Origin of the sequence: Leucothrix mucor DSM 2157 (genome assembly GCF_000419525.1) — a bacterium.
Classification (GTDB): Bacteria; Pseudomonadota; Gammaproteobacteria; order Thiotrichales; family Thiotrichaceae; genus Leucothrix; species Leucothrix mucor.
This window is the reverse complement of the sequence record NZ_ATTE01000001.1, coordinates 266,767-279,204: the sequence shown is the minus strand read 5'-3', so window position 1 is coordinate 279,204 and position 12,438 is coordinate 266,767. Positions and strand designations below refer to the sequence as shown.

12 protein-coding genes are annotated in these 12,438 nt (G+C 45.5%); 5 read left to right on the top strand and 7 right to left on the bottom strand.

Annotation, left to right across the window (positions count from 1 at the left end; all coding sequences use genetic code 11):
• Positions 1 to 25 precede the first annotated feature (25 nt).
• The gene (locus LEUMU_RS0101355) at positions 26 to 607 is read left to right on the top strand and encodes a D-sedoheptulose-7-phosphate isomerase (RefSeq protein WP_022950482.1); all 582 of its coding nucleotides are present in this window, start codon (positions 26 to 28) and stop codon (positions 605 to 607) included.
• 99 nt (positions 608 to 706) lie between these two features.
• On the opposite strand, the gene gmhB is transcribed toward LEUMU_RS0101355, so the two are convergent.
• From gmhB to LEUMU_RS24075, 7 genes are all read right to left on the bottom strand, one after another.
• Positions 707 to 1,261 (bottom strand): D-glycero-beta-D-manno-heptose 1,7-bisphosphate 7-phosphatase, encoded by a 555-nt coding sequence (gene gmhB, locus LEUMU_RS0101350; protein WP_022950481.1) that lies wholly within the window; start codon positions 1,259 to 1,261, stop codon positions 707 to 709.
• 49 nt (positions 1,262 to 1,310) lie between these two features.
• A complete protein-coding gene (locus LEUMU_RS0101345) occupies positions 1,311 to 2,315 on the bottom strand; it encodes a WaaS/CpsH family glycosyltransferase (RefSeq protein ID WP_022950480.1) in 1,005 nt (334 codons plus the stop codon).
• Positions 2,266 to 3,006: a hypothetical protein gene (locus LEUMU_RS0101340; protein WP_022950479.1), complete on the bottom strand. Its 741-nt coding sequence runs from the start codon at positions 3,004 to 3,006 to the stop codon at positions 2,266 to 2,268. Before LEUMU_RS0101340 ends, LEUMU_RS0101345 begins: the two co-directional genes overlap by 50 nt.
• Positions 3,007 to 3,010: 4 nt before the next feature.
• Complete coding sequence (gene hldE, locus LEUMU_RS0101335) at positions 3,011 to 4,450, bottom strand: bifunctional D-glycero-beta-D-manno-heptose-7-phosphate kinase/D-glycero-beta-D-manno-heptose 1-phosphate adenylyltransferase HldE (RefSeq protein ID WP_022950478.1); 1,440 nt, start codon at positions 4,448 to 4,450, stop codon at positions 3,011 to 3,013.
• A 5-nt stretch (positions 4,451 to 4,455) separates the two neighbouring features.
• Complete coding sequence (locus LEUMU_RS0101330) at positions 4,456 to 5,571, bottom strand: glycosyltransferase family 4 protein (protein ID WP_022950477.1); 1,116 nt, start codon at positions 5,569 to 5,571, stop codon at positions 4,456 to 4,458.
• Positions 5,568 to 6,623 carry a glycosyltransferase family 9 protein gene (locus tag LEUMU_RS0101325; protein ID WP_022950476.1) on the bottom strand — a complete coding sequence of 352 codons (1,056 nt, stop codon included), beginning with the start codon at positions 6,621 to 6,623 and terminating at the stop codon, positions 5,568 to 5,570. The genes LEUMU_RS0101330 and LEUMU_RS0101325 overlap by 4 nt, the downstream gene beginning before the upstream one ends.
• A 152-nt stretch (positions 6,624 to 6,775) precedes the next feature.
• Complete coding sequence (locus tag LEUMU_RS24075; RefSeq protein ID WP_022950475.1) at positions 6,776 to 7,402, bottom strand: class I SAM-dependent methyltransferase; 627 nt, start codon at positions 7,400 to 7,402, stop codon at positions 6,776 to 6,778.
• A 251-nt stretch (positions 7,403 to 7,653) separates the two neighbouring features.
• Here LEUMU_RS24075 and LEUMU_RS0101315 point away from each other — a divergent pair, with 251 nt between their 5' ends.
• Genes LEUMU_RS0101315 through LEUMU_RS0101300 form a run of 4 tightly spaced genes read left to right on the top strand, consistent with a single transcriptional unit; the run spans position 7,654 to position 12,428 of the window.
• Entirely contained in the window at positions 7,654 to 8,718 is a 1,065-nt protein-coding gene (locus LEUMU_RS0101315; RefSeq protein WP_022950474.1) for a glycosyltransferase, read from the top strand.
• 54 nt (positions 8,719 to 8,772) lie between these two features.
• Positions 8,773 to 9,900, top strand: a complete 1,128-nt coding sequence (locus LEUMU_RS0101310) for a glycosyltransferase (protein WP_022950473.1) — start codon at positions 8,773 to 8,775, stop codon at positions 9,898 to 9,900.
• The gene (gene asnB / locus LEUMU_RS0101305) at positions 9,900 to 11,711 is read left to right on the top strand and encodes an asparagine synthase (glutamine-hydrolyzing) (RefSeq protein WP_022950472.1); all 1,812 of its coding nucleotides are present in this window, start codon (positions 9,900 to 9,902) and stop codon (positions 11,709 to 11,711) included. Before LEUMU_RS0101310 ends, asnB begins: the two co-directional genes overlap by 1 nt.
• Positions 11,712 to 11,765: 54 nt before the next feature.
• Positions 11,766 to 12,428: a sulfotransferase family 2 domain-containing protein gene (locus tag LEUMU_RS0101300; RefSeq protein ID WP_022950471.1), complete on the top strand. Its 663-nt coding sequence runs from the start codon at positions 11,766 to 11,768 to the stop codon at positions 12,426 to 12,428.
• The last annotated feature ends 10 nt before the right edge of the window (positions 12,429 to 12,438 follow it).

Genomic DNA, 12,438 nt, shown 5'->3' with positions numbered 1-12,438 from the left:
TTAAATAATTTTGGATTCATTTTTCATGACTACAAACAGTACGTTTATCTCCGCAATCGAAGAGCATTCTGATGTTATTGCTAAACTTGCGAACAATCATCAATCTGTCCTTGATGCCAGTGATTTAATTATCAAAACCTTTGCAGCTGGAAATAAGCTTTTATTGTGCGGTAACGGCGGTAGTGCCGCGGATAGCCAGCATATAGCGGCAGAGTTTATGGTTCGCTTTGAGGAAGATCGTAGGCCACTTCCCGCGATTGCATTGACGACGGATACTTCAATTCTAACTGCTCACACCAATGATTTTGAATTTAGCACGGTGTTCTCACGTCAGGTTCAGGCGCTTGCTCAATCAGGTGATTGCTTGATTGCTATTTCTACCTCTGGAAACAGTGAGAATATCATTGCTGCAGTCAAGCAAGCTAAGGCTCGAGGAATGTCTGTGATAGGTATGACGGGGGAGCATGGGGGCGCATTGAAGGAGTTAGTTGATATCAACATCTCTGCACCAAGCCGAGTGACTGCTAGAGTTCAGGAAGTGCATATTCTTGTCGCTCATTGGTGGTGCGGACAAGCCGATAAGGCAGCGAAAGGTCAATTACTATAAAAGAGTACGTTGCTCAATTCCTTTGCAACCCTGAAGCTGCGACTTCTGAGCGCGCTATTATTAGATCCCATGAAGCCTTTTACTAGGCTGCGATCTGAATTACCCGTTGCCTGACTCTTTTGCTATCAACTCAGCAGCAAAAGTGGCCAAGTTTTCATAAACAGGAACTCCAGCAAAAAGATCTGGATGTGCCTGAAGAGTTCGTTGACCTTTTCCTGTTTTCACCAATGCGAACTCAACCCCTGCACCGGCAGCCGCCTTTTGATCTCCAACCGTATCGCCAACAAATATAGTCTCTGTCGCATCAACCCTTTCTGCAGACATAATATCGAGCAACATTCCAGCCTTTGGTTTTCGACACAAACAATCCTCATCTGGCCCATGAGGACAAAAGCGTAATTGATCAACCCTCCCGCCCTGAACTTGTAACAGTTCGAACATTTTGTCGTGCATGGCATGAAGCGTATCTTCACCATAATATCCACGTGCAATGCCCGATTGATTAGTAGCGACCCCCACCTTAACCCCAGCCCTATTGAGCTTAGCGATTGCAGTTAAGCTGCCGTCAATTGGTATCCATTCATCTACCGACTTAATGTATTGATCAGAGTCATGATTAATAACACCGTCGCGATCCAAAATGACAAGCTTCATGGTTTCTCCTAATTAAGATCTGGCTGTCTCAGCAGAATTGGGTGACGCATCAGCTATTATACGAAAGCTCGATTTGTTGAATGATGTCGCTGATGACAGGAGCTGCTTGGTATTGCTCCATCACTTCTGTCGGTATTTTGATGTAGGGCTTTGCCATGAATGATTTAACATCGTGATAGTCCATATCCTCTGAAATAATGAAAATGTTATCAGGGCGATAGAATGCTTCATGTCGAATACTTTCGTTATTAGTCAGCAGTTTTTTCTCATACAACATCGCTTCAATAGGACGTAATGTCAAACCAAGCTGTTCTGATTGGTTTATGTCAATAATGCAGTGACAGTTTAATTGTCGCTTCAGATATTCCTGATAGTCCAATATCCGCTTAGGCTTTACACCAGTCTTTGTTTGGACTTTTTTAACACCCAGTATCTCAATGTTCGCTCTAAATCCGAGCTTCTCAGACTCGTGCTTTATCGTCTTCAACAATGTCTGACGCCCTTTTCCTCGCCCTATAAAGCAAAAGTCATAATCAACTTTTTGTTCTGCCAGAGGTAGCTTTTCTGCGAACTGTTGATAGTGGCTAAAGTTGAATTGCTTACAGTTTTGCTGATCAAAACTGAAGATAGGTACACTTCTTTTACTCAGCTCATGTAGGAGCAAAGCCGGCTGGCTTTCTGCTGAGATAATGTTACGCATCAAAACAGCAACCTTTGGTAAGTCTTTTTGCTTACTTAGAAGTGTAAGCAATGTTGTATCACCTTGGAAAATGAATAACGCATTTGGGTACTTTTGGAATATTTTTTTGATTACCCGAACAACGAAGGCATTTTGTATAGCTCGAGGAAGCCATCGAAAACCGCTTAGGCGTTTAAGGTTATCCTTCGGGTTCACCAGTGTATAGTTACAGGCACCTTGGTTCGCTGCGTTCAGAAAGTAAGTTTCATAATCGGGCCAAAACCCAACGAAAAAAACCTGCGACTCCGAGGGTGTGTTAGCCATATCACCACCACGCAGTTTTGGTTTTTGTATGCCTTTTCCGAAAACGCCCATAGACCGTATCCTCATTCTGCAAGCGCCTGAAAACTTCCTGCAGAATTTTCCCAACCGGATGTAGCTCCGCCACTTCATCTATGCGCCAGCGCATATTACGCAAGGTATCATCCGTGCCAACAACGAAGGCAGCTGTGCCATCAAATAAATCAGTACGCCCATTTTGGAGTATTGCTTGGCGCTCCGTGCTGTCTTTAAAGTGCTCGGACTCCTGCAGAAAGCGTTCGGTCTCCTGCATTTTGACGGTGTTAAAGAGGAGTGATACATTCAATGTGAGCGCCCGAACTAAAGGCTCTTTCGCATGATCTGCAAACGTATCCGCGGCAGAAACCAGCCAACGTAAATTCATTTCCCGTAGCAGATATTCCATCTCCTGCTCCCAAAGAAACTCAAACTTTTTAAAATTTTGGCCTACTTTGTAGTCTCGACGGATTAAAACAATCATTCGGGCATGATGGTAGAGTAGCTCAGAGCGTCCTGCAAACTCTGTCCGCAAATTGCTCAGATGTTGTTGAATATCACGACTAGCACCTAAGTTGTAAACGCATTCATCACCCTCAACCACTTGTTGTTTCAAGGCACCAAAGTCAATGGATTCACTTTTATCTAAAACAGCTCCCGCGCCAAATCGCTTACGATACTGGTTAAATGACAGCCACTGTTCAATTCGGGATTTCTTACGACTTACCATGCACTTATCCGTCGGTGGTTATTTGTGAGCGAATAATTTTATCAATCACACCGCTCGTAGAGTGACCACTCAGAAATGATAATATTTGCACTTCACCACCGGCCGCCTTCACACAATCACCACCTGCTACTTCATGCTCCTCATAATCACCACCTTTTACAATAACATCAGGTAAAACATGACAGTACAAACGCTCTGGCGTCTCTTCAGAAAATGGAACAACCCAGTCCACACAACCCAGTGCTGCTAACACCGTCATACGGCTATGAAGATTATTAACCGGACGCTGAGGACCTTTTAGCTCACTCACAGACTCATCGGTATTAACAGCGATGATAAGACGATCGCCAAGCTCCCGTGCTTGTTGTAGGTAGCTAATGTGACCGGCATGAAGGATATCAAAACAACCATTCGTCATAATCACACGCTCACCTTGTTGCTGAGCTTGTAAAATTAATTGCTTTAATTGCTCTTCATCTACGATGCCAGCAGGCGATTTATGAGTGGCGAGCGCTTGTTGAATTTCTATCGGCGTAACACTAGCCGTTCCGAGTTTTCGCACGACCAATCCCGCAGCAATGTTCGCCAAATACATCGCATCTTTCTTATTCATACCAACAGCCATCGCAGTCGCTAAGGTAGCCACCACCGTATCGCCAGCCCCTGTCACATCAAAGACTTCGCGTGCATGTGTGGGTAAATGAACCGCTGGCCCATCATGGCGTAGTAACGTCATTCCTTCTTCACCACGCGTTACAAGAATTGCATCCAGCATCAACCGCTCACAAAATGCCAAGCCCTGTTGTTCTAAGCTAGCATTGTCGTTAAAGGTACCTGCCACCGTTTCAAACTCACTGCGATTGGGCGTGATTAAAGTAGCACCACTATACTTATCAAAGTTACTCCCTTTCGGGTCAACAATGACTGCTTTATTTTGACTGCGAGCTAACTCAATTAATTGGTCAACATTACTCAGAGTCCCTTTGTTGTAGTCAGAAAGGACAACAATGTCTGCATCCGCTAATTGTGCTTTGTAGTGCTCGAACATTGTGTCTTTTTCAACACACTGAAACTCATCTTCAAAGTCTAGCCTGATCATTTGTTGGTGCTGGGCAATAACACGCAATTTAACGCAGGTATCTTGCTCAGGGCATCGTTGGAAGTGGCACTCAATGCCTTTACCTTCCAGTAAATTCTGTAGCTTTTCTGCATTGTCATCTGCACCAGTGAGGCCTAATAAGTTTACCTGCGCACCGAGAGCACTAATATTCAACGCAACATTGCACGCCCCCCCAGGGCGCAATTCATTTTTCCGCACATGAACTACGGGCACTGGCGCCTCTGGAGAAATTCGTTTGCTATTGCCATACCAGTATTGATCCAGCATCAAGTCGCCCACGACCAAAACGCGTGCTTGAGTGAAATCCGGGAGTTTGATATGCATAGTATTTAGCCCTGCTTGTTCTTATTGGAGTGGCGTCGCTCAGACAATACCCGTTGATAAACTGCATAATTTCCATCGATCATTTGCTGCAGTGAAAACGATTGCATGACAATCATTTGCGCTTTTTCACCCATTGCTTTGCGAGTTACCGGATCACCGGCCAACTCACTGATCGCAGCTTGTAGTGCTTGTTTATCACCAACATCGATGAGTAACCCATTTTCCCGATGGTGCACAATTTCCGGAATGCCACCAGTACGACTAGCGATGATAGGAACGCCTGCGGCCGCAGCTTGTAGCAATGAAACTCCCAGCCCTTCAATATCTGCAGGATGAACCACTAAATCGAGACACCCCAACCAATGGCGTAAGTCATCTCTGAAGCCAGTGAAGTGGACATGCCCCTGCAACCCTTGCTCCAGCACCTTAGCTTTTAACTCAGCCTCCAACGGCCCTTTGCCAAAAATCAGCACCTGCAATTGCGGATGTTGCTCAATCAGTTTCGGCATCACATCGAGCAAGTAACGATGCCCTTTGCGCTGAATGAGCTGAGCAATGACACCGACCGTTAGCGACTGCTTTGGCAGATTAAACTCCTGCAAAAACGCTTTACGAGTAGCGGGTTGCTGATATTGAGAAGCATCAACAGAACTATGAACGCAGGTGATTTTTCGAGGGTCAACACCCTCATCGAGCAAAACATCCAAGATGCCTCTGGATATTGTGATGATATGGTCATACATCTTGTACTTGAGATTAACGACCCATTTAGCCTCTCGGTTGTCTACCCTGCGCGATAAAACGGTCGGTAAACCTAATGATCTTGCGGCCAAAGCACCTAATACATCGGCACCACGTCGACTATGCAAGTGAACGACATCAGGCTTTTCCTGAGCCATAATACGTCTTATTTGCCATAAGAACTTCAGATCAACATCTCCGGCCGAATCCGTTGTCCGGCAAGGAATATGGTTTGCCATTGCACGCTTAGCAATCTCGCTGCCTTTCGGCGCGCAAAGCACGTTATCCAATCCCTTTTTCTGTAAGCCATCCAGTAAAAACTCAACCTGCTTGGCTCCACCATAAAGGTGCTGCCCCGTTTCCACATGTAAAATTTTCATTGGACAGGCCCCGTTAGAGCAAGCGCAGTAGCCACCACTTCGTCCGGTGTAATTTCGCGCATGCAGTCAAAGCGCCCATCACAAGTCGGCTTACGCTTACAAGGTGAGCACTCTCTTTCGTGATAGATGACATGGCTACTAGCAAGACCGGTCTCAAGATATGGTCGGGTAGAACCAAATAAGGCAACCGTCGGCACCTGTGCAGCATGACCCATATGTGTCAATCCCGTATCAACTCCTACCAGCAAGTGACACTGATTAATAATTGCAGTGGCAACCGTAAGCGAGGTCTTGCCTGTCAGGTCAATAACGTCCGAATTCTCACTGATCGATTTAGCCGCCTCACAATCCGCCGGGCCTCCCAGCATGACGACTGGCAGTTGGTATGTAGTCTTAAGCTTTTCAATCAGCTCCACCCAATAGTCATTAAACCAGTGCTTTTGCGGGCGAGTAGTAAATGGACAAATAACAAGGAATGGCTGTCCATTAGTGGATTCATCCAGTATTGTTTTGGCTTTTTGTGCAGCTTGATCATCATACTCCACCCGCATTAGCCATGGCTCACTTTCAAGTCCTAGCTGCTCAGCTAAATAGCGGTACTCTGATCCGATCAAGCGCGTGTTGCCTTTATTACGAGACACCACCTGATGCATGAAGTATTGCGAGCCTTCACGGGCCCCGAGCCCAATGCGTTTCTTTGCCCCGGATGCACGGGTAAATAAACCGCTTTTTAACAAGCCCTGCAAGTCCAGCGCCAGATCAAAATCATATCGCAGTAGCTGCTGCCTAAACGCACGGAATACTGTCCACAACTTGCCATATTCCTTAGCCTTCCATAATGACAACCATTCTGAGCGAGGCCATGGAATAACGCCCTTAATATCAGGATGATGTTCTAGCAAGGCTCGGCTTTCGGGCTGCGCTAGCCAATAAATATTGGCATCCGGGTATTTTTTCTTTAGAGGCGCGATAATGGCTGATGCCATCACAATATCACCAATCGCACTTAGACGAACGATCAGGATGTTATTGATTTTGTTATTGTTTGGCATTCGACTCTGGCATGGGTGATTGATGGTATGGATTAATTATACATAAAATCATAGTGAAAATGGCTTGTAAACTGGTTTATGAGGTCCAGTCTGACGCAGGCCATAGCTAACGTTACTGTATCCATGAGTTACTTTTAGAATATAAGAGAAGATCACTTAGGACTAATACGAAACCCAAACTGAGTATATTGAATATCTTTCCAACTGAAGAAACTGAAAACAAGTGCCAGAATAATAAATAGTTTGAAGCCTCGTGCCTTGTTGATCCCCGAAAAAGAACTGATAACATAATCATGCTCTTTAAAGGTTCTTAACAGACTCTTCTCGGTAAAAAATCGAAGATGCGTTCTGTCTAAGACCCCTGAATTTTGATATTGCCAGTCTTTCTTGAGCAACAAACTTTTCAAGTTTCTATAATATCGAACATTAGGTATTGAGCCGGTGATAAATCCTTTTTTTTGCATTTTTTTCTTGATAGAGCTGAAAAAATGGTCATGATCCACCATGTGTTCTATTACATCATTGCAGACAACCAAATCAAAAAAGTTATCTGGTAGCAAATCGAAGCAGTCTTCATATGTCCCATACAACACTTTGTAAGCTTGTGTCTCTGCAACGGATCCTGCATCTTTGGATGGCTCAATCCCCCAAAGTTCAACAACCTGACCTGAGTCTAAATTCTTGCTAAAAGTCCCCTCTCCACACCCTATTTCGAGAACTCGCGTGTAGCTCTCGGGAAGAAATGCACACATCTCAGGTCGTGATTGCTGGAAGTACATATTATCCCCGGAGTAAGTTTATGAAGTGTGCAAATGTATCACACTGTTAGATTCTTGATCACTAAAATCAACAACACGCTTAATGATCAATTATAGCTTCAAATTAAATCATCATTTGTTATGCATTAGGATACTCAAAAACAAGCACTACTTAACTTATTTATAGAGGAAGTTTGGTATGAGCATACGTTTTAAGGTGAGTATTTGTTACAGTTGTAGCATCCACCTCTACCGTCCTGAGTGATATTTATTTGACCAAAGATATTAGATTAACCCAAGTGATGCTCGCCTCTGGTGATGGCGGCGCGGAAACATTCTTTGAAAAGCTAGCCATTGCATTTCAGCAACGAGGAATCCGCCAAGTCTTGGTTATCCAACCACACAAAGCGCGCGAGCAAAAATTGCGCGATGCAGGCTGTGATGTTCGCGTTGTACGCTTAAACGGTTGGCGTAAGCATTTTTCTCGCTGGGCAATCGCCAGAATTATCAGAGAAACAGATAGCAATATCGCAATGGGCTGGATGAGTCGTGGCGCTGATGCAATTCCAAATATCAAAGGCCTCGCAAAGCTGGTTAGAGTTGGTGGTTATTATAAAAGTAAGTATTTTCTTCGGTTTGATAAAGTGGTCGTCAATGCCCCTCAACTAATTGACCACCTTGTGGCAGGCGGTGTTTTGAGGGAAAAGACTCAATTAATTCCCAATTTTTCAGACGCTTTACCTCACTCGCAATCAGATACTCAAGCAATTCGACAACAGTTTAAGATCTCACAACACTATTTTGTAGCCGCCAGTATCGGCCGACTGCATCAGGTAAAAGGTCATGACCTGGCGATTCGTGTTGCGGTGCGCATTCCATGGCTATATCTATTAATTGCCGGAGAGGGTTCTGAGCGGACTGAACTGACACGGTTAGCAGAATCTTTGGGGGTTGCTGATCGGGTTCGCTTCTTGGGTTGGCACCGTAAGATGGGTGAAGTTTTTTCCGCGGCCGACGTTATTTTATTTCCGACTCGCTCTGAGCCTTTCGGGAATGTTGTCGTTGAAGCTTGGAGGGAGGAAGTCCCAATTATCACTTCAGATATCGAGGGACCTGCGTGGCTAATCGACCATGAGGTTAATGGATTATTGTGTGAAAAAGATAATGAGGCGATGTTTGAAGCGGCGGTACGCAAACTAAAAGAATCACCCAAGCTTGCTGAGCAGCTCATTAAAAATGGGCGACAAAAGCTTGATACCTCGTTTTCGGCGGACTGTGTTGTACAAGCTTACCAGCAATTATTTCAAAAATTATTAGATACACAATCGAAAGGCTAATAAATAGCACTCGCTTTTGCTATTTCACAATTTTAGAGCTTAGACAGGGTTTAAATGGACAACCAAATCAAACAGCAGGATCGTAAAAAACTATCCGTACTATTGTCATTCTCAGGTGCCGGTGGCGTAGAGCGCATGGTAATGAACTTGGTACGAGAGTTTGCTAAGCGACCTGATATTGACATTGATTTATTGATGATCCGCGCTAAAGGCCCTCACCTGCGCGACATTCCGGATAACGTGCGTCAAATAGAATTAAAGGCAGGACACACATTAACTGCTGTCCCTGAGCTGAAAACCTACCTCAAAACGCATCAACCGGACGCCATGCTGGTAGCCAAAGATCGAGCAGGTCGTGCAGCTCTGATGGCACGTAAACTAGCAAAGGTCGACACTCGCATTGTTATTCGCTTAGGCACGAACTTATCCACTGCACTAGAGCATAAATCAGCACTCAGTCGCTGGTGGCGAACTGCACCCATGCGAGTAATTTATCCATGGGTCGATAAGGTGATCGCAGTTTCAGAAGGCGTGCGCCAGGACACGTTAAAAATCACCGGAATTGCAGAGAACAAAGTAACAGTGGTTCGCAATCCAGTGATCACGGATTCAATGTTAGAACTTCCAACCATCAAAACCCATGACTGGCTCGACAATAAAACATTGCCAGTTGTAATGGGTGCAGGCCGACTGAGCAAACAGAAAGACTTCGCCACCCTACTCAGTGCTTTTGCTAAAGTGGTTAAAGAAGAACCTTGTCGCCTGATCATTCTGGGTGATGGAAGCCTGAGAGCAGACTTAGAAATACAACTAAAAACACTCCAACTGAAAGACAAAGTCAGCTTACCGGGATTTCAGTCATCCATTTATAGCTGGTTAAAACAGGCTGACCTGTTTGTCCTATCGTCACGTTGGGAAGGCTCGCCGAATGTACTCACCGAAGCGTTGGCTCTGGGTGTACCGTCGGTTTCAACTCGTTGCCCTAGTGGGCCTAATGAAGTACTGGCAGAAGGTAAATATGGTGAACTCGTTCCGGTCGGGGATGTTGATCAGTTGGCAGCAGCGATGCTTAAAACCTTACGCGCTCCACACAGTCGGGAGACACTACAGGAAGCAGTAGCCGAATACCGCTCGGATATTAGCGCCAAACATTATCTTCAACTATTACTAGGTGACCGCTGATGTGTGGGATTGCTGGTGGCTATTATTTCAAAGGCAAGCTAGATGAGCAGCGCTTACAGCGCTCAGCGAGAGCACTAGAACATCGAGGACCGGATGGTTTTGGCGTCTACTCCCACAAACAAGTGGGGCTGGTACATACGCGCTTAGCGATTGTTGACTTAGCCGGTGGCGATCAACCGTTACACTCACCAGATGGACACCTGCATTTGATAGCAAACGGTGAGGTTTATAATGACCCCGAGTTACGCCGCACCGATCTTCATCAAAATAAGGAGCACGCGTTTAGACCCTTAACCGGTTCAGACTGCGAGTCCATACTGCAAGTCTATCAACGTAATGGTATCGAGGGTTTTAAACAGCTCAATGGAATGTTTGCTTTCGCGCTCTATGACGAGCGGAATGAGCGTGTTCTCTTAGTGCGTGACCGACTAGGAATCAAGCCGCTATTTTATGCCAAAACCTCTGATGGAGTAGTGTTTGCATCCGAATTAAAAGGAATCCGTCCTTTATTGAATGAGCAGCCTCAAATCGAACCGGAAGCCTTAAGCGGTTTTCTGGATTATCAATTTCATGGCGGCAAAGACACCATATTCAAGCAAGTTAAACGAGTATTACCAGGGCAATGCTTAGAAATTCATGCTGATGGCAAAATCATAGAACATCAGTATTGGACCGCGCAAACAGTCGTGTCGCGACAAGTGACCGTCGATGAAGCCATTGAGGAGTTTGAGCCCCTATTCCACCAAGTAATGAAAGAGCACTTGCGTTCAGATGTTCCGCTTGGGTTGTTTTTATCTGGCGGGATTGACTCCAGCGTACTACTTGCCGAACTGACCGAGAAATATGACCAACCCTTGCGTACCTACTCGATTGGGTTTCCGGATGGCAAAGACGAATTAAGCCAAGCTAACGTACTGGCCAAACAATTTGGAACAGAGCACACTCCGCTGGTTCTTACCAATCAGGATATGTTTGAGCGGATTGTGTATATGGTCTGGGCCACCGATGAGCTGATGCGAGACTATGCCTGCCTGCCCTTGGCGATGCTGTCAGATGTGGCATCTAAAGATCTGAAAGTTGTGTTCTCTGGTGAAGGCGGTGACGAGGCTTTCGCTGGTTACCGACGCTATTCCGACTCTATCGAAAGTAAACTGAAATCACTGGTTTTTGGGAGTGGCGGCGTTAAGTCTCGTGGCCAATGGTCAACAGGAAGACAGACCTCAAAAGCCCGTAACCCGCTACTTCGGCAGACCTCACCGCGCGATGTCTTTAAGCAGGCCTGGGCTGATGCCCCCTCGCATTGGTCAAAGATGCAAAAGCTGCAATATGTCGATTTAACGACATCCCTGCCAGATAACCTATTAGTGAAGTCCGATCGAATTCTGATGGCTCATGGCTTGGAAGGCAGAGTCCCCTTCTCAGATCACCGATTGGTTGAATTTGGATTATCACTTCCTGATGAAGTGAAGTATCAGCAAGGGCGAGGTAAATTCCTAATTCGACGATGGGCTGAGAAGGTACTAGCCAAAGATCACCTAAACCTGCCAAAGCGAGGTTTTCATGTGCCGGTAGCCGGCTGGCTGTCGGGTGAATTTCTGGAACAGCTCGAAACAAAACTAATGCAGAATCAGGCAATCAATGAATGGTTTGATGTGCAACAATGCCGCAAAATCTTCACACTACAAAAGGCTGGGAAATCATTTAGCCGTGAAATTTGGGGCATGATGCAGTTTGCGATCTGGCACGGTCTATTTGTTGAAGGCAGAAGCTCAATTCCAACGACACGTGAAAAACCTTTGGATTGGATTTAGACTGTTCAAGCCGGTAACTCATGGCCAATAAAGGCCTATCTGAAGGACAATAAAATGCTGCTATCCCATAAACATAACTTTCTGTTTGTTCATATCGCCAAGACCGGAGGCACCAGTGTGCGCTCGGCATTAAACAAACTGCGCTGGCAAGACCCGATGTATTACCTGATGTGGCCTTGTCATCGCCTTAGTGGTTTGACCGGGCACAAACTGGGGACTCGCTTTCCTAGACACTCACACATAATCGCAGCTAAAGAAATGTTGCCAGCTGAGTTTTATGATGGCTTGTTTAAATTTGCGTTTGTACGTAACCCTTGGGATTTACAGGTCAGCTCGTTCCACCATATTCTTCGTGAGCGCCCTCAATACATGAATGGCATTACTGACTTTAATGAGTTTATGCGTTGGAAATTCAACCCAGAACGCCCGTATCAATACCATATTGATACCTCTTTATCATTGCAGTCGGATTATTTAGTGGACCTTCACGGCGTGAAGCAGGTCAACTATCTAGGGCATTACGAGTCGCTGAATGAGGACTTCTCGCATATATGCAAAACAGTCGGTATTCCGGCAATAGAGCTGCCGCACAAGCGCAAAGCAGGAGATCGTAAAAAGGACTTCCGTACTTACTATGATGACGATGTAGCAGAGCAAGTCGCGGAGCACTTTAAGCGGGATATAATGATGTTAGGTTACCAGTTTGACGTGAAATAACATCCTGACA

Bases quoted from the DNA above. Each gene is read 5' to 3' on its own strand.
- hldE (WP_022950478.1), bottom strand. From the start codon at position 4,450: ATGCATATCAAACTCCCGGATTTCACTCAAGCACGCGTTTTGGTCGTG.
- LEUMU_RS0101340 (WP_022950479.1), bottom strand. From the start codon at position 3,006: ATGGTAAGTCGTAAGAAATCCCGAATTGAACAGTGGCTGTCATTTAAC.
- LEUMU_RS0101300 (WP_022950471.1), top strand. From the start codon at position 11,766: ATGCTGCTATCCCATAAACATAACTTTCTGTTTGTTCATATCGCCAAG.
- LEUMU_RS0101330 (WP_022950477.1), bottom strand. From the start codon at position 5,571: ATGAAAATTTTACATGTGGAAACGGGGCAGCACCTTTATGGTGGAGCC.
- LEUMU_RS0101355 (WP_022950482.1), top strand. From the start codon at position 26: ATGACTACAAACAGTACGTTTATCTCCGCAATCGAAGAGCATTCTGAT.
- LEUMU_RS0101325 (WP_022950476.1), bottom strand. From the start codon at position 6,623: ATGCCAAACAATAACAAAATCAATAACATCCTGATCGTTCGTCTAAGT.
- LEUMU_RS0101345 (WP_022950480.1), bottom strand. From the start codon at position 2,315: ATGGGCGTTTTCGGAAAAGGCATACAAAAACCAAAACTGCGTGGTGGT.
- LEUMU_RS0101310 (WP_022950473.1), top strand. From the start codon at position 8,773: ATGGACAACCAAATCAAACAGCAGGATCGTAAAAAACTATCCGTACTA.
- LEUMU_RS24075 (WP_022950475.1), bottom strand. From the start codon at position 7,402: ATGTACTTCCAGCAATCACGACCTGAGATGTGTGCATTTCTTCCCGAG.
- gmhB (WP_022950481.1), bottom strand. From the start codon at position 1,261: ATGAAGCTTGTCATTTTGGATCGCGACGGTGTTATTAATCATGACTCT.
- asnB (WP_022950472.1), top strand. From the start codon at position 9,900: ATGTGTGGGATTGCTGGTGGCTATTATTTCAAAGGCAAGCTAGATGAG.